Raw genomic sequence first — 20,764 nt, 5'->3', positions numbered from 1 at the left:
GGCATCCTTTCTTATCGAAACTCGTTGAGATGATATGCAATCAAGAATAGAATTTCAAGAACTATTTTCGAGAATCGCAATGCCTTGATTCCCGTGCCGCGCCGGTGTCGTTTTCAGAAGACGGCTGCACTGAACGTCAGAAGCCGACTGCACTATAGCAGCGGAGGGGTTGGATCCATCAGGCAACGACGGGCTGCTGCCGGCCATCAGCGGACGCAGGGAGGACTTTCCGCAACCGGCCGTTCGATGCGGCACCGATGGCCTTCGCGCAGGGGTAGTGAATCCGCCAGGATTGACTTGCGCTGCCCTACCTCTCACTAGTGAGGGGCGGCAGCGCATCAAGCGGTGAGCGCACTCCGGCACCGCCAACTTTCAGCACATGCGTGTAAATCATCGTCGTAGAGACGTCGGAATGGCCGAGCAGATCCTGCACGGTTCGAATGTCGTAACCGCTGCGGAGCAAGGCCGTCGCGAACGAGTGGCGGAGGGTGTGCGGTGTGGCGGGCTTCGTGATGCCTGCTTGTTCTACGGCACGTTTGAAGGCGCGCTGAAAGGTCTGGTCATACATGTGATGGCGACGCACGACACCGCTCCGTGGATCGGTCGAATGCGTGTGCTGCGCAAAAACCCAGAACCACGGCCAGGAATGCCCGGCGCGCGGATACTTCCGCTCAAGGGCGTCGGGAAGCGCAACGCCGCTGCGGCCCTCGGCCTGGTCCTTCAGCCACCATGCCCGTGCACGCGACAGCTGCTCGCGCAGGCTGGGTGCCAAGCTCTCGGGTAACATCAAGGCCCGATCCTTGGAGCCCTTGCCCTCCCGCACGATGATCGTGCCGTGATCGAAATCCAGATCCTTGACCCGCAGTTGCAAACCCTCACTGATCCGCATGCCCGTTCCATACAGAAGCTGGGCGAACAAACGATGCTCGCCTTCCAGAAAACCGAGGATGCGAACCACTTCATCCGGGGTCAGCACCACCGGCAAGCGCCGCGACGGCCGAGGTCTTCCGATCTCCTGAAGCCAGGGCAGATCCGTGCACAGCACCTTGCCGTAGAAGAACAGCAAGGCCGCCAATGCCTGACGATGCGTGGAGACCGAAACCTTGCGCTCGTTCGCCAGCCAGGACAGAAATGCCTCGACTTCGCTGCTGCCCAAGGTTGCCGGGTGACGCACACCGTGGAAACGGATGAAGGCACGAACCCAGTGGACATAAGCCTGTTCGGTTGGTAAGCTGTAATGCAAGTAGCGTATGCGCTCACGCAACTGGTCCAGAACCTTGACCGAACGCAGCGGTGGTAACGGCGCAGTGGCGGTTTTCATGGCTTGTTATGACTGTTTTTTTGTACAGTCTATGCCTCGGGCATCCAAGCAGCAAGCGCGTTACGCCGTGGGTCGATGTTTGATGTTATGGAGCAGCAACGATGTTACGCAGCAGGGTGACGGTGTTCGGCATTCTGAATCTCACCGAGGACTCCTTCTTCGATGAGAGCCGGCGGCTAGACCCCGCCGGCGCTGTCACCGCGGCGATCGAAATGCTGCGAGTCGGATCAGACGTCGTGGATGTCGGACCGGCCGCCAGCCATCCGGACGCGAGGCCTGTATCGCCGGCCGATGAGATCAGACGTATTGCGCCGCTCTTAGACGCCCTGTCCGATCAGATGCACCGTGTTTCAATCGACAGCTTCCAACCGGAAACCCAGCGCTATGCGCTCAAGCGCGGCGTGGGCTACCTGAACGATATCCAAGGATTTCCTGACCCTGCGCTCTATCCCGATATTGCTGAGGCGGACTGCAGGCTGGTGGTTATGCACTCAGCGCAGCGGGATGGCATCGCCACCCGCACCGGTCACCTTCGACCCGAAGACGCGCTCGACGAGATTGTGCGGTTCTTCGAGGCGCGGGTTTCCGCCTTGCGACGGAGCGGGGTCGCTGCCGACCGGCTCATCCTCGATCCGGGGATGGACCGGCGATTGGTCCATGGCGAAACGGCCGACCTTGCGCCGACCGGCTTCGGGCAACAGGTCCGCGAAGCCATGGACCAGCGCCGCGAGCATCATATCGAACAGCGCGACGCCACGCGCAACAGGGACGGCCGAATCTTCTACCGGCGCAATCTTCTCGCCACCCTGCGCGAGCGGGAAGTTGCGCGCGCCGGTGCGGAGATGGCCGAGGGCAAGGCGCTGCCGTTCCGCGCCGCCAAGGATGGTGAGAGTGTCAGCGGCAAGTTCACCGGGACTGTCCAGCTAACGAGCGGCAAGTTCGCCATCGTGGAAAAGAGCCACGAGTTCACCCTTGTCCCGTGGCGGCCGATCATCGACCGCCAGCTCGGCCGCGAGGTCGCGGGTATCATGCAGGGCGGTTCGGTGTCGTGGCAGTTAGGGCGGCAGCGGGGGTTGGGGCTATAGGAGCCAACGATACCGCATTGCAACGCAACAACTAATTCGATAAGAGCTGCTATTCAATTTCGTAATCGTGGAGCCATCAGCATGGGAAATTCCAAGTCAGCAGACAAGTAAGCCGCAACATCAGAATTGTTGTTGCGGCGCTCTGTAAGACCAATCCCATCTGATTGCTGACGAGCAGACGCTGCCCGGTATCCTTAATCGAGCGGTTGATTCGTCATGACCACCACACGCCCCGCGTGGGCCTATACGCTGCCGGCAGCCTTGCTGCTTATGGCTCCCTTCGACATCCTCGCCTCGCTGGCGATGGATATTTATCTTCCAGTCGTTCCGGCGATGCCGGGCGTCCTGAACACGACTCCATCCATAATCCAACTCACGTTGAGCCTCTACATGGTGATGCTCGGTGTGGGCCAAGTGATCTTTGGGCCACTCTCCGATCGCGTCGGGCGACGGCCGATCCTGCTTGTAGGCGCAACGGCTTTCGTTGCTGCGTCTCTGGGAGCGGCTTGTTCTTCAACTGCATTAGCCTTTGTTGCGTTTCGTCTGGTTCAGGCTGTTGGAGCATCGGCCATGCTGGTGGCCACCTTCGCGACCGTGCGCGACGTATATGCCAATCGTCCCGAAGGTGCCGTCATCTACGGCCTTTTCAGTTCGATGCTGGCGTTCGTGCCTGCGCTCGGCCCTATAGCCGGTGCGCTGATCGGCGAGTTTTGGGGATGGCAGGCGATCTTCATCACACTGGCTGCACTGGCTTCGCTCGCACTCTTAAACGCCAGTTTCAGGTGGCATGAAACCCGACCGTTGGATCAGGCCAGAACGCAACGATCTGTTTTGCCGATCTTCGCGAGTCCGGCCTTTTGGGTTTACACGGTCGGATTTAGTGCCGGCATGGGCACATTCTTCGTTTTCTTCTCGACAGCCCCCCGTGTTCTCATAGGCCAAGCCGGCTATTCCGAGATCGGATTTAGCTTGGCCTTCGCGACTGTCGCGCTGGTCATGGTCACGACAACCCGCTTCGCAAAGTCCTTCGTTGCCAAATGGGGTATCGCGGGATGCGTAGCGCGCGGGATGGCGTTGCTCGTTTCCGGCGCGATCCTGTTGGGGATCGGCCAACTTTTCGGATCGCCGTCATTTTTCAGCTTCATCCTGCCGATGTGGGTTGTCGCGGTCGGCATTGTCTTCACGGTGTCCGTTACCGCCAACGGCGCACTTGCGCAGTTCGACGACATCGCTGGATCAGCGGTTGCGTTCTACTTCTGCATCCAAAGCCTGATAGTCAGTATCGTCGGGACATTGGCGGTGACGCTGTTAAACGGCGATACAGCGTGGCCCGTGATTTGTTACGCCACGGCAATGGCAGTGCTGGTGTCGTTGGGGCTGGCGCTCCTTCGATCCCGTGATGCTGCCACCGAGAAGTCGCCAGTCGTCTAGCCGACGACTGGAAGCAAGCCCGCTCCGATGCGGCGCAATAATCTTCGAAACCTCGTGAATGGCGGTATCCTGTCTGGCAAGATACCGCTCATTTCCCTTGTCCCGTGGCGGCCGGTCATCGACCGCCAGCTCGGGGTCGTTTGCGGGAGGGGGCGGAATCCTACGCTAAGGCTTTGGCCAGCGATATTCTCCGGTGAGATTGATGTGTTCCCATCCGAGCGGCGAAACATGGGCCAAGAGATCGGGCGATAGCAGCTTTCCATCGCGTTTCTGGTTTGCAACGACCTCGCCGAGCTTCATGGTGTTCCAGAAGATGATGATGGCGGCGAGCAGATTCATGCCGGCGATGCGGTAATGCTGGCCTTCGGCGGAACGGTCGCGGATTTCACCGCGGCGGTGGAAGCTGATTGCCCGCTTCAGCGCATGATGAGCTTCGCCTTTGTTGAGCCCGATCTGGGCACGCCGTTGGAGTTCGGCATCCAGAATCCAGTCGATCATGAACAGGGTGCGCTCGACGCGACCGACTTCCCGCAGGGCTGTCGCGAGCTCGTTCTGCCGCGGATAGGAGGCGAGTTTCCGCAGAATCTGGCTTGGCGCGACGGTCCCGGCAGCAATGGTGGCGGCGATGCGCAGGGTGTCGGGCCAATTGCGCTCGATCATGGCTTGGTTGACCTTTCCGCCGATCAACGCTCGCAGGTGCGCCGGGGCGGCCGACGGATTGAACGCGTAGAGCCGTTTGGATGGCAGGTCGCGGATGCGCGGAGCGAACCGGTAGCCGAGAATGGCACATGCGGCAAAGACGTGATCGGTGAAGCCGCCCGTGTCGGTGAACTGCTCGCGGATATGGCGTCCAGCATCGTTCATCAGCAGGCCATCGAGGATGTAAGGCGCTTCGCTTGCCGTTGCAGGAATCACCTGGGTTGCGAACGGCGCATATTGGTCGGAGACGTGGCTATAGGCTTTCAGGCCCGGGGTATTGCCATATTTCGCGTTGACCAGGTTCATGGCCTCACCTTGCTCTGTAGCGACGAAGAACTGTCCGTCGCTCGAAGCCGACGTGCCCATGCCCCAGAACCGGGCCATGGGTAACGCTGCCTGTGCCTCGACCACCATGGCCAGCGCCCGGTCATAGGCTTCGCCCTCGACATGCCACCGTCCAATGCGGATCAATTCCCAGAAGGTGTGGGTGTTTGTCGCATCCGCCATTTTGCGCAAGCCGAGGTTGATCCCTTCCGCCAAGATAACGTTCATTAGCCCGATCCGGTCAGCGCAGGGTGCTCCTGTGCGCAGATGGGTGAACGCTTCGGTGAAGCCGGTCGCCGCATCCACCTCCAGCAGGAGATCGGTGATGCGCGTGGGCGGGATCTGCTTGTAGAGATCGAGCACCAGATCTTCGGCGCCTGTCGGCGCGGCGGCTTCGAGTTTCTCGATATGCAGAACGCCGTTTTCAATCGACCCGCCCGGGATCGTGCCTGCGCGAGCGGCACGGCCAAGCTCGCGCAACCGCATGTCGAGGCGAGCTTGCCGGTCTGCCAGCCATTCCTCCGGCCGCAATGGCACAGCGAGACGACCGCCTTCCGCGATGGCTTGTGCCGGAACGAGTGCGTGTTTCAGATCGCCATAGCGCCGGGACCTAGTAAGCCAGACATCTCCGGAGCGGAACGCATCGCGCAGATGGAACAGCACCGCGATCTCCCATAGGCGAGCGTCGCCAGCCCTCTGGGCCCGAAGGTGGCGATGCCATTTCGAGCTGGGCCGCAAGAAGCTGGTCATCGCGGCATCGTTCAAACCGGTACGAAGGGCCGTCACCGCTTCCAGAAGCGGCAGTGCAACGGGCGCAGCTCGCAGATCGAGCAGGCGCAACATGCGTGGAGCGTATCGGCGGAAGCGGTGATAACCGTCGAGCACATGGTTGAGCGGATCGTCGGCCATGGTGGCGGTGAGCCTGGTTGCCATTGCAACAAGGGTTTTGAAGCCGTCCCACCCTGATCCGCTCGCGATGACGTCGCCCAGCGGCTGGCCATCATCCTGTGCATCGACCAGGGCGCCCCCGATCTCGGCGAAGGATTTCAGGGTGTCACGCACCACCCCCGCTTCGTCTGCGACCTTTGCATGGCAAATACGCTCCGAAGCACGGTAGAGACGGCCGACGATCCGGTCGTGGGTTTCGACCACTGCGTCGGCCAACATCGCCTGCCATTCCGAGACGCAAACAGCCAAGATCGCAAGCCGCCTGTCCTCCGGGAGATCGCGCATGCCGTCGGCATAATACCGTTCACCCTGCCTGCGCAGACGAGTCACCCGATGGGCAGGAACGCCGGCAAGCAGATCCTCGGGGAGATCGACGCGTTGCAGATATTCGAGCCGGTCGAGCAGCCGGTTGGCCGACGAAGAGTTCGAGCCAGGCTCGAACTGGCGCAGCCACACAAAACGGGTCACCCGATCATCAGCCGTCTCCTCGAGCAATGCCAGCAACTGTTCTCGGATCGACATAGGCAGACGAATGGCGATCCTCGTCTCGATGCGTCGCTCGGCATCGACGAGAGCCGCGGCACAAAGCCGCTCGATCGTGGATGTCGCGGGAAGGACAGTGCGGGTGCGTCGGCACTCGGCTACGAAGCGACGGGCGATATCCTCGTTCGACACCGCCATCTCGGCTTCTCGGAACAACCATTCCTTCAGCTCGCTCGCACCACGTCCGGAGAAGGTGCGGAAGCCGTAGAGCCCCCGTAACTCGGCAAGATGCTCGTGCCGTGTTTCCTCGCGGGCAGCATAGTCTACGAGATCGTCGGCACCCAGGCCAAGCTGCGCTCCGATAAATTCGATGACCTCTGCAGGGATCAGTTCGCCTGGAGCCAGCACCCGGCCGGGATAGCGCAGGACACACAATTGCAGGGCGAAGCCGAACCTGTTGTGAGCGCGCCGACGCAGCCTGATATGCCCAAGGTCTTCATCACTCAGCGTATAGTGCTTGAGCAAATCCGTCTGTGAAGTCGGCAAGCGCAACAGCGCGTCTTTCTGCCGATCGGTTAGAGTGACGCGACGCGGCATACATGTTCCTTTTTCAAAATCTGATAGCGTTCAAGACGCTTTGTTTATGAAGCTGGTTGAGATACATTTCCAGAGGTCAATGCAATCGTGGCCGAAGCGCCGCCTCAAACCAACGTTTGTGATACATGCTGATCGGATATGCCCGCGTCTCCAAAGCCGATGGCTCGCAGTCTCTCGACCTGCAGCACGACACCTTGCGCGCCGCAGGTGTCGAACGGGACAATATCTATGATGATCTTGCTTCCGGCGGTCGTGATGATCGCCCTGGCTTGACTGCCTGCCTCAAGTCATTGCGTGACGGCGATGTGCTGGTGGTCTGGAAGCTCGATCGCCTCGGACGATCGCTTGCCCATCTGGTCAACACGGTGAAGGAGCTGTCAGACCGCAAGATCGGCCTGCGGGTTCTGACTGGAAAGGGCGCTCAGATCGACACCACGACTGCGTCCGGTCGCATGGTGTTCGGAATCTTCGCCACCTTGGCCGAGTTCGAGCGGGATCTGATCCGAGAGCGCACCATGGCGGGTCTCGCCTCCGCGAGAGCGCGCGGTCGCAAGGGCGGACGAAAATTCGCGCTCACCAAAGCTCAGGTGCGTCTCGCGCAAGCCGCCATGGCCCAGCGCGATACTTCAGTTTCCGATCTCTGCAAGGAACTCGGCATCGAGCGCGTCACTCTCTACCGATATGTCGGTCCCAAAGGCGAGCTCAGAGACCATGGAAAGCATGTTCTCGGACTTACGTCGCAACTCGTTTCTTTTCGCAAGTTGAGCCACCTCCGCGCTTCATCAGAAAACTGAAGGAACCTCCATTGAATCGAACTAATATTTTTTTTGGTGAATCGCATTCTGACTGGTTGCCTGTCAGAGGCGGAGAATCTGGTGATTTTGTTTTTCGACGTGGTGACGGGCATGCCTTCGCGAAAATCGCACCTGCTTCCCGCCGCGGTGAGCTCGCTGGAGAGCGTGACCGCCTCATTTGGCTCAAAGGTCGAGGTGTGGCTTGCCCCGAGGTCATCAACTGGCAGGAGGAACAGGAGGGTGCATGCTTGGTGATAACGGCAATTCCGGGAGTACCGGCGGCTGATCTGTCTGGAGCGGATTTGCTCAAAGCGTGGCCGTCAATGGGGCAGCAACTTGGCGCTGTTCACAGCCTATCGGTTGATCAATGTCCGTTTGAGCGCAGGCTGTCGCGAATGTTCGGACGCGCCGTTGATGTGGTGTCCCGCAATGCCGTCAATCCCGACTTCTTACCGGACGAGGACAAGAGTACGCCGCAGCTCGATCTTTTGGCTCGTGTCGAACGAGAGCTACCGGTGCGGCTCGACCAAGAGCGCACCGATATGGTTGTTTGCCATGGTGATCCCTGCATGCCGAACTTCATGGTGGACCCTAAAACTCTTCAATGCACGGGTCTGATCGACCTTGGGCGGCTCGGAACAGCAGATCGCTATGCCGATTTGGCACTCATGATTGCTAACGCCGAAGAGAACTGGGCAGCGCCAGATGAAGCAGAGCGCGCCTTCGCTGTCCTATTCAATGTATTGGGGATCGAAGCCCCCGACCGCGAACGCCTTGCCTTCTATCTGCGATTGGACCCTCTGACTTGGGGTTGATGTTCATGCCGCCTGTTTTTCCTGCTCATTGGCACGTTTCGCAACCTGTTCTCATTGCGGACACCTTTTCCAGCCTCGTTTGGAAAGTTTCATTGCCAGACGGGACTCCTGCAATCGTCAAGGGATTGAAACCTATAGAAGACATTGCTGATGAACTGCGCGGGGCCGACTATCTGGTATGGCGCAATGGGAGGGGAGCAGTCCGGTTGCTCGGTCGTGAGAACAATCTGATGTTGCTCGAATATGCCGGGGAGCGAATGCTCTCTCACATCGTTGCCGAGCACGGCGACTACCAGGCGACCGAAATTGCAGCGGAACTAATGGCGAAGCTGTATGCCGCATCTGAGGAACCCCTGCCTTCTGCCCTTCTCCCGATCCGGGATCGCTTTGCAGCTTTGTTTCAGCGGGCGCGCGATGATCAAAACGCAGGTTGTCAAACTGACTACGTCCACGCGGCGATTATAGCCGATCAAATGATGAGCAATGCCTCGGAACTGCGTGGGCTACATGGCGATCTGCATCATGAAAACATCATGTTCTCCAGTCGCGGCTGGCTGGTGATAGATCCCGTCGGTCTGGTCGGTGAAGTGGGCTTTGGCGCCGCCAATATGTTCTACGATCCGGCTGACAGAGACGACCTTTGTCTCGATCCTAGACGCATTGCACAGATGGCGGACGCATTCTCTCGTGCGCTGGACGTCGATCCGCGTCGCCTGCTCGACCAGGCGTACGCTTATGGGTGCCTTTCCGCAGCTTGGAACGCGGATGGAGAAGAGGAGCAACGCGATCTAGCTATCGCGGCCGCGATCAAGCAGGTGCGACAGACGTCATACTAGATATCAAGCGACTTCTCCTATCCCCTGGGAACACATCAATCTCACCGGAGAATATCGCTGGCCAAAGCCTTAGCGTAGGATTCCGCCCCTTCCCGCAAACGACCCCAGCTCGGCCGTGAGGTCATGGGCATCGTGCAAAGCGGATCGGTGTCGTGGCAGTTGGGGCGGCAAAGGGGCATAAGCCTCTAATCTGTTGTAGATGAACGCAGCCGCTCGAAACCAGCGATGAGGCTGTCGAGTCCGAAGTTGAACGCAGCATCCATGCCGTCTGTTTCCAACTCGTGAAACAGATCGTGCAGGAAGGACGACGGTGCTTGCTCGGACACATCTGGCCTGTCCGGAACTCTCTCATCGGCATCAGATGCCTGCTGCTCGAGAACGGAACCGACCACATAGTGACTGACCGCCCGGAGCGCCCAAACGGCGCGCTTCGGACAAAAGCCCTCCGCGCAGAGAAAGCGTATTTGCGTCTCGGCGGTGCCAAAATTCGGTTCTGTCGGTCGAGTGCCGGCATGGATACGCGCGCCGTCCCGATAAGAGAGCAACGCCGTTCTGAAGCTCAGGGCATTCTCTTTCAGGAACACCCGCCAGTCCTCATTCTCTTCGGGTAGCGAGCGGGTATGGCGTTCCGCCAGCATCGCCTCGGCGAGCGCATCAAGCAGCGCTCGCTTGTTCTGGAAATGCCAGTAAAGCGCAGGCTGCTGAACCTTGAGGCGTTCAGCGAGCTTCCGCGTCGTCAGGCTGTCCATGCCAACCTCGTTCAACAGCTCTAGCGCCGCCGCGATCACGGTGCCCTTGTCCAGTTTGGTCATTCACGTTCCTTCGCCAGTGCTTGACAATTTATCACCGATAAGTTATATTTCCATCTCCTTATCGTTGATAAAGTCGCTCCATTGAGCGGCGCTGGAGTTTCAGGTGCGCAGCTCTGCCATCATTGCCCTGCTGATCGTGGGTCTTGACGCCATGGGTCTCGGCCTCATCATGCCCGTCCTTCCGACGCTTCTGCGTGAGCTTGTGCCAGCAGAGCAGGTCGCTGGACACTATGGTGCCTTGCTGTCGCTCTATGCATTGATGCAGGTCGTCTTCGCGCCCATGCTTGGACAGCTTTCGGATTCTTACGGTCGGCGTCCGGTACTTCTGGCTTCTCTTGCAGGAGCCGCAGTCGATTACACGATTATGGCATCAGCGCCGGTCTTATGGGTGCTCTATATCGGCCGACTCGTGTCCGGCGTCACGGGCGCAACCGGAGCTGTAGCAGCCTCAACCATTGCCGATTCGACGGGGGAAGGTTCTCGCGCACGCTGGTTCGGCTACATGGGGGCCTGTTATGGGGCGGGCATGATTGCCGGGCCAGCACTTGGTGGCATGCTCGGTGGTATCTCTGCTCATGCCCCGTTTATCGCCGCCGCCCTTCTCAACGGGTTCGCGTTCCTGCTTGCCTGCATTTTCCTCAAGGAGACTCATCACAGCCATGGCGGGACCGGAAAGCCGGTTCGCATCAAACCATTCGTTCTGTTACGGCTGGATGATGCATTGCGCGGGCTAGGTGCGCTTTTCGCAGTTTTCTTCATTATTCAACTGATCGGCCAAGTGCCTGCAGCCCTATGGGTCATATATGGCGAGGACCGTTTTCAGTGGAACACCGCGACCGTTGGTTTGTCGCTCGCGGCGTTTGGGGCAACACATGCGATCTTCCAAGCGTTTGTTACCGGCCCGCTTTCAAGCCGGCTTGGAGAGCGGCGCACGCTGCTGTTTGGCATGGCTGCGGATGCGACTGGCTTCGTTCTTCTGGCTTTTGCCACGCAGGGATGGATGGTGTTCCCGATTCTGTTGCTGCTTGCCGCCGGGGGTGTTGGCATGCCGGCCTTGCAGGCAATGCTCTCAAACAATGTCAGCAGTAACAAGCAAGGGGCTTTGCAAGGAACGCTAACGAGCCTCACCAATCTAAGCTCTATCGCAGGACCGCTTGGCTTCACAGCACTCTATTCTGCCACCGCCGGGGCATGGAACGGTTGGGTTTGGATTGTCGGCGCGATCCTCTATTTAATATGTCTGCCAATACTACGCAGACCATTCGCAACTTCATTGTGATTTAGTCATGGCGATTTGGCATGCGTAGACTTAGGAGAAATGACGGATTAAATCTGTTGAGCAATCATCTCCTTTCGGGGCGAGTGCCAATGATGACCTTAGTTCACACTCTCGCTGTCGCCGAATATCTCAACTTCCGTCACGCCGCCAACGCGCTCGGCGTTGCACAGTCCAGCGTCAGCGCCCGCGTGAAGGCACTGGAAGAAGACCTCGGCATCCTCTTGTTCGAGCGTCATGCGCGCGGCGTTCGGCTGACCGAGGCCGGACGCCATTTCGTCGAGCGGATAGCCGTAGGTATTGACCAACTCGACCATGCGGTGAAAACCGCCGGCATGGCGGCAGCCGGAGAAAGCGGCCGGCTTCGTATCGGTATCCATGCCCTGATTCCGCATAGCTTCCTCGCAAAGCTGATCGGCCAATACCGCAAGGATTACCCCGATGTTGAAGTCGAGATCGCCGAAGGCCCGGCCCGTGAAGCGGTGGTGCAGCTTCGCGCCGGCAGGTTGGACGTGGCGTTCGTCGCGGGCACGCCCCAACCACCCGACTGCCATTCCCGTCGCACATGGACCGAACCGCTCTTGGCGGTGCTACCGGAACGGCATCCGCTCGCCAAGCGGTCAGCCGTCACATGGCCCGATTTGGCAGGCGAGACGTTCCTTGCGTATAGGAAGTTCAAACGCCCTTTTCGGGCAGTCTGCTGGGTAGGCGGCGGTCGCGCAAGCCCCGTTTTGGGCACGGATCGGACGTCTGTGAGTGGGATTTCGGCATCGCGGGGCCACGCAGCGGCGTTGTCAGCAGCCATGCTTCGCTGATTCCCGACAGCGGGCCGAGCGCCGCCCTGCGGATCGTGGCCGCATCGGCTCGGATTCCGGTTTCGCCGTCGGCTGTGCAGCCGGCAGATCGTCACGCGGCTTGCACTGGCGGCGCGCGCGCTGCGGGCCTGTAGTGCGCTTCTTCCCGCGCGCCGTGCTTCTCGAAGTGGGCGAGGATGGCGCGGATGGCGGTGGGTTCCTCGATGCTGGCGACGATCCGCACGGTGCCACCGCAGTGGACGCAGGCGGTGACGTCGATGGAAAAGACCCGCTTGAGCCGTTGCGCCCAGCTCATCGCACGGCGCTTCTCCTCGGGGCTGCGCGGCGCGTCGTGGGCGCTGACGTCCACTGGCGCCGCATCGCCCGCAGGCCGCTTGCCGCGCCCCGAGGGCGTCAGCTGCGCACGCAGGTTTGCATTCGGGGCGAATACGCCGTGGAAGCGGGTGAGATGCGCGCGAGGTGGCGGGACCAGCGCCGCCAGCTTGGCGATGAAATCCACCGGATCCCATTCCACATGCGTGGTGCCATTGCGCCACGGGGTCTTGAGCTGGTAACGCACCCTGCCCTGGAGCGCTATCGACAGCCGCTTCTCGCTGATCGCCGGGCGCGTGATGTAGCGGCACAGCTTTTCCAGCTTGTGGCTTTCGTGTGCTTCGGCCGCCACGCCGGCATGCAGTGAGAAGCCGCCGACCTTGCCGGCTTCGCCCTCCAGCGAACCGGCGTCACCGGGCAGCGTTTGCAGCGTGACGACCTTGCAGCCAGCGTCGCGGCCGGTGGCGATGCGGTAGGTGATCGAACTCATCCGCAGCCCATCCATGCTGTCGTCGCCTGCAGCGCTGTCTGCCAGGAAGGCCGATTCGCCCTCCCCTTCGAGCCAGCCTTTGCGCGTCAGGTGCCGACACACCCGGTGCGCGATGGTAGCTGCCAGCTGGGTCAACTGCGCGGTGGTGGGCGCACGGGCGCGGTGCAGGCGCAGTTCGCGCCGCGGCAGCTCGGTGGCTTCCACGTACACGCCGTCGAGCCACAGCATGTGGAAGTGGATGTTCAGGTTCAGCGCGCTGCCGAAACGCTGGATCAGCGTCACCGCGCCGCACTGGGCGCTGGCGCGGTCGATGCCGGCTTGATCGGCCAACCAGCCGGCGATCACGCGCTGCACGATGCCCAGCACCGGGCCAATGGCTTCTGGCTTGCTGGCGAACAGGAAACGCAAGGGGTACGGAAAGCTCAGCACCCATTGCCGCACAGGCCGCGGGCCGAACACCTCCTCGACCAGGTGCCGCGCACTCTCGGCCATGCGTCGCGCGCCGCAACTCGGGCAGAACCCGCGCTTCTTGCAGGAGAAGGCCACCAGCCTCTCTGCACGGCAGTGCTCGCACACCACCCGCAGGAAGCCGTGCTCGAGTACGCCGCAACGCAGGTAGGCATCGAACGCCTCGCGGACATACCCGGGCAGCGAGCGGCCCTCCGCTTCGATCCGTGCAATGAAGTCCGGGTAGTGCGCCTCTACCAACGCGTACAGCAGCGTGCGCTCGGGCGCGTGGCGCGCGTACCGCGAACCGGTGTGGGCGGACGGCAGTGGCGCGCATCCCGCGGCTTGCCGCCGGGATGTGGCGAGGCGCGGCACGCAGCGCTCCGGTGCGGGGACGGCTGCTCAGTGTTGCGCCTGTGTTCGCACGTTCGTATCGGTGCGTTCTGATCTTCGCGTCAGACATTGCCGCGGCGCGGGCACAACAAAAAGCCCGGCATCGCTGCCGGGCTCCGGCCCCGTCCTTGGGGCCTTGATGTCGGGTCGTTGCCGGGATCGGACCGCGCTGGCGCGGTCCGGTTCCCTGACGACCGGGCCAACCGGATCAGAAATCCATGCCGCCCATGCCGCCCATACCGCCAGCACCCGGCATGGCCGGCTCTTCCTTCTTCGGCACTTCGGCCACGACCACTTCGGTCGTGATCGCAAGGCCGGCGACGGAAGCGGCGTGCTGCAGGGCCGAGCGGGTCACCTTGGTCGGGTCCAGGATGCCCATGGCGATCATGTCGCCGAACTCGCCGGTGGCGGCGTTGTAGCCGTAGCTGCCTTCGCCGGCCTTGACGTTGGCCACGATCACGCTCGGTTCTTCACCGGCGTTGGCCACGATGGCGCGCAGCGGGGCTTCCAGCGCACGGCGGGTGATGGCGATGCCCAGGTTCTGGTCTTCGTTGATGCCCTGCCAGGGCAGATCCGTGCACAGCACCTTGCCGTAGAAGAACAGCAAGGCCGCCAATGCCTGACGATGCGTGGAGACCGAAACCTTGCGCTCGTTCGCCAGCCAGGACAGAAATGCCTCGACTTCGCTGCTGCCCAAGGTTGCCGGGTGACGCACACCGTGGAAACGGATGAAGGCACGAACCCAGTGGACATAAGCCTGTTCGGTTGGTAAGCTGTAATGCAAGTAGCGTATGCGCTCACGCAACTGGTCCAGAACCTTGACCGAACGCAGCGGTGGTAACGGCGCAGTGGCGGTTTTCATGGCTTGTTATGACTGTTTTTTTGTACAGTCTATGCCTCGGGCATCCAAGCAGCAAGCGCGTTACGCCGTGGGTCGATGTTTGATGTTATGGAGCAGCAACGATGTTACGCAGCAGGGTGACGGTGTTCGGCATTCTGAATCTCACCGAGGACTCCTTCTTCGATGAGAGCCGGCGGCTAGACCCCGCCGGCGCTGTCACCGCGGCGATCGAAATGCTGCGAGTCGGATCAGACGTCGTGGATGTCGGACCGGCCGCCAGCCATCCGGACGCGAGGCCTGTATCGCCGGCCGATGAGATCAGACGTATTGCGCCGCTCTTAGACGCCCTGTCCGATCAGATGCACCGTGTTTCAATCGACAGCTTCCAACCGGAAACCCAGCGCTATGCGCTCAAGCGCGGCGTGGGCTACCTGAACGATATCCAAGGATTTCCTGACCCTGCGCTCTATCCCGATATTGCTGAGGCGGACTGCAGGCTGGTGGTTATGCACTCAGCGCAGCGGGATGGCATCGCCACCCGCACCGGTCACCTTCGACCCGAAGACGCGCTCGACGAGATTGTGCGGTTCTTCGAGGCGCGGGTTTCCGCCTTGCGACGGAGCGGGGTCGCTGCCGACCGGCTCATCCTCGATCCGGGGATGGGATTTTTCTTGAGCCCCGCACCGGAAACATCGCTGCACGTGCTGTCGAACCTTCAAAAGCTGAAGTCGGCGTTGGGGCTTCCGCTATTGGTCTCGGTGTCGCGGAAATCCTTCTTGGGCGCCACCGTTGGCCTTCCTGTAAAGGATCTGGGTCCAGCGAGCCTTGCGGCGGAACTTCACGCGATCGGCAATGGCGCTGACTACGTCCGCACCCACGCGCCTGGAGATCTGCGAAGCGCAATCACCTTCTCGGAAACCCTCGCGAAATTTCGCAGTCGCGACGCCAGAGACCGAGGGTTAGATCATGCCTAGCATTCACCTTCCGGCCGCCCGCTAGCGGACCCTGGTCAGGTTCCGCGAAGGTGGGCGCAGACATGCTGGGCTCGTCAGGATCAAACTGCACTATGAGGCGGCGGTTCATACCGCGCCAGGGGAGCGAATGGACAGCGAGGAGCCTCCGAACGTTCGGGTCGCCTGCTCGGGTGATATCGACGAGGTTGTGCGGCTGATGCACGACGCTGCGGCGTGGATGTCCGCCAAGGGAACGCCCGCCTGGGACGTCGCGCGGATCGACCGGACATTCGCGGAGACCTTCGTCCTGAGATCCGAGCTCCTAGTCGCGAGTTGCAGCGACGGCATCGTCGGCTGTTGCACCTTGTCGGCCGAGGATCCCGAGTTCTGGCCCGACGCCCTCAAGGGGGAGGCCGCATATCTGCACAAGCTCGCGGTGCGACGGACACATGCGGGCCGGGGTGTCAGCTCCGCGCTGATCGAGGCTTGCCGCCATGCCGCGCGAACGCAGGGGTGCGCCAAGCTGCGGCTCGACTGCCACCCGAACCTGCGTGGCCTATACGAGCGGCTCGGATTCACCCACGTCGACACTTTCAATCCCGGCTGGGATCCAACCTTCATCGCAGAACGCCTAGAACTCGAAATCTAACGTCCGTTCGGGCATCGAGGTCCATGTCGGGGTGGGACGGGCCCGTGGCTTCAAGATCACTTGCAGTCCGACCGCGATGTCTTGGTTGCGCGAGAGGTTGTCGATATCCTCCACTTCCATCATCAACCCTGGATAATGCCGCCGCCGTCATCGCCGCCGACGCCCGTGCCGGGCTTTTCGGGCCTGTCAGGCTTGCTCGGCCTTCAGCCTGCCTGGGCGAGATCTCCGGCGGACGGATTAACGGCGGAGCTTCGCCGCCTTTCGTGCGTGTGAAGGCCGAAGATAGTTCTCTCAAAAACATCCGTTTATGAGAGATACCAAATGTCATTTTCAGAAGACGACTGCACCAGTTGATTGGGCGTAATGGCTGTTGTGCAGCCAGCTCCTGACAGTTCAATATCAGAAGTGATCTGCACCAATCTCGACTATGCTCAATACTCGTGTGGGCTCTGTTGCAAAAATCGTGAAGCTTGAGCATGCTTGGCGGAGATTGGACGGACGGAACGATGACGGATTTCAAGTGGCGCCATTTCCAGGGTGATGTGATCCTGTGGGCGGTGCGCTGGTATTGTCGCTATCCGATCAGCTATCGCGACCTTGAGGAAATGCTGGCGGAACGCGGCATTTCGGTCGACCATACGACGATCTATCGCTGGGTCCAGTGCTACGCCCCGGAGATGGAGAAGCGGCTGCGCTGGTTCTGGCGGCGTGGCTTTGATCCGAGCTGGCGCCTGGATGAAACCTACGTCAAGGTGCGGGGCAAGTGGACCTACCTGTACCGGGCAGTCGACAAGCGGGGCGACACGATCGATTTCTACCTGTCGCCGACCCGCAGCGCCAAGGCAGCGAAGCGGTTCCTGGGCAAGGCCCTGCGAGGCCTGAAGCACTGGGAAAAGCCTGCCACGCTCAATACCGACAAAGCGCCGAGCTATGGTGCAGCGATCACCGAATTGAAGCGCGAAGGAAAGCTGGACCGGGAGACGGCCCACCGGCAGGTGAAGTATCTCAATAACGTGATCGAGGCCGATCACGGAAAGCTCAAGATACTGATCAAGCCGGTGCGCGGTTTCAAATCGATCCCCACGGCCTATGCCACGATCAAGGGATTCGAAGTCATGCGAGCCCTGCGCAAAGGACAGGCTCGCCCCTGGTGCCTGCAGCCCGGCATCAGGGGCGAGGTGCGCCTTGTGGAGAGAGCTTTTGGCATTGGGCCCTCGGCGCTGACGGAGGCCATGGGCATGCTCAACCACCATTTCGCAGCAGCCGCCTGATCGGCGCAGAGCGACAGCCTACCTCTGACTGCCGCCAATCTTTGCAACAGAGCCCTATGGAACACGGTCTATCTGGAGCGGGCCGCGAACGCCTTGCGTGGCCACGGTCAAGCCGTCGATGACGGCCTGTTGCAGTACCTGTCGCCGCTCGGCTGGGAGCACATCAACCTGACCGGCGATTACCTCTGGCGCAGCAGCGCCAAGATCGGCGCGGGCAAGTTCAGGCCGCTACGGCCGCTGCAACCGGCTTAGCGTGCTTTATTTTCCGTTTTCTGAGACGACCCCGAGCTGCAGCATCGTCACTTCCGGCGAGGCTGGCCACGTCCTGGCCACGGTCGACCATCGCCACATCCAACGATGCCCCGAGGGCCCCATCGCCAGTTCCGACGATGACGGCCGCCGCTGGATCTCGCATCGCCACTTCCGACGATGAGATCCACTCTTTGACATTTGAGGGGCCAAGCTGCGGGGGATTCTCCCGGCCGGCGGCCGCGAGAACCGGCTATGTCGTGCTACGCATCGAGCCAGGCGGCCACGGCCGCCCGTCTCGCCCCTGGCGGGCTTCCAGCGCCTTCCCGACGCTCACCGGGCCGGTGGCCCTCGCCGCTAGGCTACGAGGCCCTGGCGGGCCTTTCTGGCCCCTTCTCGGGGCCATAGAGGGCCGGCGCTGCCTGGTCGGCCTTGTGGGCTTCCGCGCCGACAATCTCACCACTGCGCAGATCGACGACGGGCTGGTAGTGCAGTTCAAGCTGCCCGCGCTCGACCGCTTGGGCCAGTTCCGGCGTCGTCCATCCATCCGGCCGGAAAGCGCTCATTCTCTTTCCCTGAATGCCCGCAACGCCCGCGACAGGGACAGAAGGAACAGGCCGGTCAAACCGAGCGCCGCGATGACCCAATGCTCGCCGAGGAAAGCACCGGCGGTTGTGCCGGCCAGCACGACAGCGAGGATGGGCAGGTGGCAGGGGCAAGTCAGCACAGCCAGTCCGCCCCACAGGTAGCCGGTGATCGGTTTGTGCGTCTCGGACGGCAAGCGCTCGGGGTTGTTCATGGCAGACTCTCCGCGTGCTGTGCCGGCTCGGTCGGCAGGGTGGCCAACTGCACTTCCAGATCGGCCAACGCTTCGCGCCGACGCTCGACGAACTGACGCAGCAGGGCAAGCTGCGCGGCCGCTTCGTCGCCGTCCGCCGCATCCAGCGCCCGGCACAGCCGCGCCAATGCGTCCAGGCCGATGCCCGCCTCAAAAGCGGCCCGCACAAAGCACAGCCGCTGCAAGGCGGCGTCATCGAACAAGCCGTAGCCGCCCGTGGTGCAGGCGACTGGCCGCAGCAATCCGCGCAGCAGGTAGTCGCGCACGATATGCACGCTCACCCCGGCCTCAAGGGCCAGTCGGGACACTGTGTAGGCGTTCATCGAACACCTCCTTTTCCTTATCCGGCGCAGCAGGACAGTTGCTTCACGTCCTTGCTGAAGGTCTGCGCCGCGAGCTTCAAGCCCTCGACCATCGTTAGGTAGGGGAACAACTGGTCGGCTAGTTCCTGCACCGTCATGCGGTTGCGAATGGCGAGAACAGCCGTCTGGATCAGTTCGCCCGCTTCCGGGGCCACCACCTGTACGCCAATCAGCCGTCCGCTGCCTTCCTCGATGACCAGCTTGATGAAGCCGCGGGTATCGAAGTTGGCGAGCGCACGCGGCACGTTGTCGAGCGTCAGCGTGCGGCTGTCGGTTTCGATGCCATCGTGGTGCGCTTCCGCCTCGCTGTAGCCCACGGTCGCCACTTGCGGGTCGGTGAACACCACGGCCGGCATCGCGGTCAGATTGATGGCGGCGTCGCCGCCGGTCATGTTAATGGCCGCACGAGTGCCGGCCGCTGCCGCCACATAGACGAACTGCGGCTGGTCGGTGCAGTCGCCGGCCGCGTAGATGTTCGGGCTACTGGTGCGCATGCCCTTGTCGATGACGATGGCCCCCTGCGCATTGACGGCTACCCCCGCCGCTTCCAATGCCAGGCTGCGCGTGTTCGGTGTCCGGCCGGTGGCGACCAGCAGCTTGTCGGCGCGCACTTCGCCCTGTCCAGTGGTCAGCACGAATTCGCCGTCCACATGGGCGACTTGGCTGGCTTGCGTATGTTCCAGTACCTTGATTCCTTCGGCACGGAAGGCGGCTGTGACGGCCTCGCCGATGGCAGGGTCTTCGCGGAAGAACAGCGTGCTGCGCGCAAGGATCGTGACCTGGCTACCCAGCCGGGCGAAGGCTTGCGCCAGTTCCAGCGCCACCACCGACGAGCCGATGACGGCCAGGCGTTCGGGAATGGTGTCGCTGACCAAGGCCTCAGTCGAAGTCCAGTAGGGTGACTCTTTCAGGCCCGGAATCGGCGGCATGGCCGGACTGGCACCCGTGGCGACCAGGCAGCGGTCGAACATCACGACGCGCTCACCACCCTCGTTCAAACTAACGATAAGGCTCTGGTCGTCCTTGAAACGCGCTTCACCGTGCAGAACGGTGATGGCTGAATTGCCGTCCAGGATGCCTTCGTACTTGGCATGACGGAGTTCTTCGACACGGGCCTGCTGCTGGGCCAGCAGCCGCTCGCGCAAGATCGTCGGCGGTGTGGGTGGCATGCCGCCGTCGAATGGGCTTTCCCGGCGCAGATGGGCGATGTGGGCGGCGCGGATCATGATCTTGGACGGCACACAACCGACGTTGACGCAGGTGCCGCCGATGGTGCCGCGCTCAATCAGCGTGACCTGCGCGCCTTGCTCGACGGCCTTCAGTGCTGCCGCCATCGCGGCTCCACCGCTGCCGATCACGGCGACTTGCAACGGGCGCTCGCCGCCGCTGCCCTTGTCGGCGGCACCCATCCAGCCGCGCACCTTGTCGAACAGCCCAGTGCGGTTGTCGGTCGGCGGGGCATCGGCGAGCATCGCTTTGTAGCCCAGGCCAGCCACGGCGGCGGTCAGTGCGTCCGGCGCTGTGCCTGGATCAAGGGCGAGCTGGGCCGCGCCCTTGGCATAGGACACTATGGCAGATTGGACGCCGGGTACTTTTTCCAGCGCTTCCTTGACGTGCGCCGCGCACGAGTCGCAGGTCATGCCGGTGATTTTTAGATGGGTCATGCGACAGATCCTTTTTCGTTTGTGGTAGCAGACAAGGGCGTCAGATGTGCTGCGCTGCC

18 protein-coding genes and 5 pseudogenes are annotated in these 20,764 nt (G+C 61.6%); 13 read left to right on the top strand and 10 right to left on the bottom strand.

The annotated features are described in order from the left end of the window. Positions 1-307: 307 nt before the first annotated feature. Entirely contained in the window at positions 308-1,321 is a 1,014-nt protein-coding gene (intI1, locus tag G7047_RS30150) for a class 1 integron integrase IntI1 (protein WP_000845039.1), read from the bottom strand. Positions 1,322-1,422: 101 nt separating this feature from the next. On the opposite strand from intI1 (G7047_RS30150), the gene folP reads away from it, so the two are divergent. Both folP and G7047_RS30140 read left to right on the top strand, forming a co-directional pair. Continuing rightward, positions 1,423-2,406: a dihydropteroate synthase gene (gene folP, locus G7047_RS30145; protein WP_023835631.1), complete on the top strand. Its 984-nt coding sequence runs from the start codon at positions 1,423-1,425 to the stop codon at positions 2,404-2,406. Between the two features lie 216 nt (positions 2,407-2,622). Continuing rightward, positions 2,623-3,837 (top strand): chloramphenicol/florfenicol efflux MFS transporter FloR2, encoded by a 1,215-nt coding sequence (locus tag G7047_RS30140; protein WP_000214125.1) that lies wholly within the window; start codon positions 2,623-2,625, stop codon positions 3,835-3,837. Between the two features lie 165 nt (positions 3,838-4,002). Here the strand turns inward: G7047_RS30140 and G7047_RS30130 are convergent, their stop codons facing one another. Next, positions 4,003-6,888: a Tn3 family transposase gene (locus G7047_RS30130; protein WP_006473469.1), complete on the bottom strand. Its 2,886-nt coding sequence runs from the start codon at positions 6,886-6,888 to the stop codon at positions 4,003-4,005. A gap of 125 nt (positions 6,889-7,013) precedes the next feature. Between G7047_RS30130 and G7047_RS30125 the strand changes: the two genes are divergently transcribed. The 4 genes and pseudogenes from G7047_RS30125 to G7047_RS31610 form a co-directional block, all read left to right on the top strand. After that, positions 7,014-7,682, top strand: coding sequence for a recombinase family protein (locus tag G7047_RS30125; RefSeq protein WP_023434504.1), 669 nt, complete (start codon positions 7,014-7,016; stop codon positions 7,680-7,682). A gap of 11 nt (positions 7,683-7,693) precedes the next feature. Then, positions 7,694-8,497 (top strand): aminoglycoside O-phosphotransferase APH(3'')-Ib, encoded by an 804-nt coding sequence (aph(3'')-Ib, locus tag G7047_RS30120; RefSeq protein ID WP_001082319.1) that lies wholly within the window; start codon positions 7,694-7,696, stop codon positions 8,495-8,497. Next, positions 8,497-9,333: an aminoglycoside O-phosphotransferase APH(6)-Id gene (locus G7047_RS30115; protein ID WP_000480968.1), complete on the top strand. Its 837-nt coding sequence runs from the start codon at positions 8,497-8,499 to the stop codon at positions 9,331-9,333. The genes aph(3'')-Ib and G7047_RS30115 overlap by 1 nt, the downstream gene beginning before the upstream one ends. 105 nt (positions 9,334-9,438) lie before the next feature. Further along, positions 9,439-9,522, top strand: a pseudogene (locus G7047_RS31610) (DUF3363 domain-containing protein); the annotation flags it as partial. Here G7047_RS31610 and tetR(G) read toward each other — a convergent pair. Continuing rightward, on the bottom strand, positions 9,519-10,145 hold the full coding sequence (gene tetR(G) / locus G7047_RS30100) for a tetracycline resistance transcriptional repressor TetR(G) (protein WP_000163574.1): 627 nt from the start codon (positions 10,143-10,145) through the stop codon (positions 9,519-9,521). The pseudogene G7047_RS31610 and the gene tetR(G) sit on opposite strands and share 4 nt — an antisense overlap. Positions 10,146-10,248: 103 nt before the next feature. Here tetR(G) and tet(G) point away from each other — a divergent pair, with 103 nt between their 5' ends. After that, the gene (gene tet(G) / locus G7047_RS30095; protein WP_001257840.1) at positions 10,249-11,424 is read left to right on the top strand and encodes a tetracycline efflux MFS transporter Tet(G); all 1,176 of its coding nucleotides are present in this window, start codon (positions 10,249-10,251) and stop codon (positions 11,422-11,424) included. Positions 11,425-11,444: 20 nt separating this feature from the next. Further along, positions 11,445-12,236 (top strand): LysR family transcriptional regulator, encoded by a 792-nt coding sequence (locus G7047_RS30090; RefSeq protein ID WP_001253717.1) that lies wholly within the window; start codon positions 11,445-11,447, stop codon positions 12,234-12,236. Between the two features lie 91 nt (positions 12,237-12,327). Here the strand turns inward: G7047_RS30090 and G7047_RS30085 are convergent, their stop codons facing one another. From G7047_RS30085 to intI1 (G7047_RS30995), 3 genes and pseudogenes are all read right to left on the bottom strand, one after another. Further along, positions 12,328-13,812 carry an IS91 family transposase gene (locus G7047_RS30085; RefSeq protein WP_022742855.1) on the bottom strand — a complete coding sequence of 495 codons (1,485 nt, stop codon included), beginning with the start codon at positions 13,810-13,812 and terminating at the stop codon, positions 12,328-12,330. 274 nt (positions 13,813-14,086) lie between these two features. Then, positions 14,087-14,440, bottom strand: a pseudogene (locus G7047_RS31000) (TCP-1/cpn60 chaperonin family protein); the annotation flags it as partial. Next, positions 14,441-14,740: pseudogene (gene intI1, locus G7047_RS30995) on the bottom strand (class 1 integron integrase IntI1); the annotation flags it as partial. 101 nt (positions 14,741-14,841) lie between these two features. On the opposite strand from intI1 (G7047_RS30995), the gene sul1 reads away from it, so the two are divergent. From sul1 to G7047_RS30055, 5 genes and pseudogenes are all read left to right on the top strand, one after another. Next, on the top strand, positions 14,842-15,693 hold the full coding sequence (gene sul1 / locus G7047_RS30075) for a sulfonamide-resistant dihydropteroate synthase Sul1 (protein ID WP_000946487.1): 852 nt from the start codon (positions 14,842-14,844) through the stop codon (positions 15,691-15,693). A 127-nt stretch (positions 15,694-15,820) separates the two neighbouring features. After that, complete coding sequence (locus G7047_RS30070) at positions 15,821-16,321, top strand: GNAT family N-acetyltransferase (RefSeq protein ID WP_000376623.1); 501 nt, start codon at positions 15,821-15,823, stop codon at positions 16,319-16,321. A 320-nt stretch (positions 16,322-16,641) separates the two neighbouring features. Then, positions 16,642-16,710 (top strand): annotated as a pseudogene (locus G7047_RS31300) (hypothetical protein); the annotation flags it as partial. Between the two features lie 117 nt (positions 16,711-16,827). Further along, positions 16,828-17,592 carry an IS6-like element IS6100 family transposase gene (locus G7047_RS30060; RefSeq protein ID WP_001389365.1) on the top strand — a complete coding sequence of 255 codons (765 nt, stop codon included), beginning with the start codon at positions 16,828-16,830 and terminating at the stop codon, positions 17,590-17,592. 54 nt (positions 17,593-17,646) lie between these two features. Further along, positions 17,647-17,844 (top strand): annotated as a pseudogene (locus G7047_RS30055) (Tn3 family transposase); the annotation flags it as partial. A 359-nt stretch (positions 17,845-18,203) separates the two neighbouring features. On the opposite strand, the gene G7047_RS31295 reads toward G7047_RS30055, so the two are convergent. Genes G7047_RS31295 through merA form a run of 4 tightly spaced genes read right to left on the bottom strand, consistent with a single transcriptional unit; the run spans position 18,204 to position 20,705 of the window. Continuing rightward, a complete protein-coding gene (locus tag G7047_RS31295; protein ID WP_043792550.1) occupies positions 18,204-18,407 on the bottom strand; it encodes an EAL domain-containing protein in 204 nt (67 codons plus the stop codon). Then, entirely contained in the window at positions 18,404-18,640 is a 237-nt protein-coding gene (merE, locus tag G7047_RS30045; RefSeq protein WP_003132004.1) for a broad-spectrum mercury transporter MerE, read from the bottom strand. Before merE ends, G7047_RS31295 begins: the two co-directional genes overlap by 4 nt. Continuing rightward, entirely contained in the window at positions 18,637-19,002 is a 366-nt protein-coding gene (merD, locus tag G7047_RS30040) for a mercury resistance co-regulator MerD (RefSeq protein ID WP_043792548.1), read from the bottom strand. Before merD ends, merE begins: the two co-directional genes overlap by 4 nt. Positions 19,003-19,019: 17 nt before the next feature. After that, positions 19,020-20,705 carry a mercury(II) reductase gene (gene merA / locus G7047_RS30035; RefSeq protein ID WP_003090700.1) on the bottom strand — a complete coding sequence of 562 codons (1,686 nt, stop codon included), beginning with the start codon at positions 20,703-20,705 and terminating at the stop codon, positions 19,020-19,022. Positions 20,706-20,764 lie beyond the last annotated feature (59 nt).

Origin of the sequence: Diaphorobacter sp. HDW4A (genome assembly GCF_011305995.1) — a bacterium.
GTDB lineage: Bacteria > Pseudomonadota > Gammaproteobacteria > Burkholderiales > Burkholderiaceae_C > Diaphorobacter_A.
This window is presented reverse-complemented; position numbering and strand designations above follow the sequence as displayed.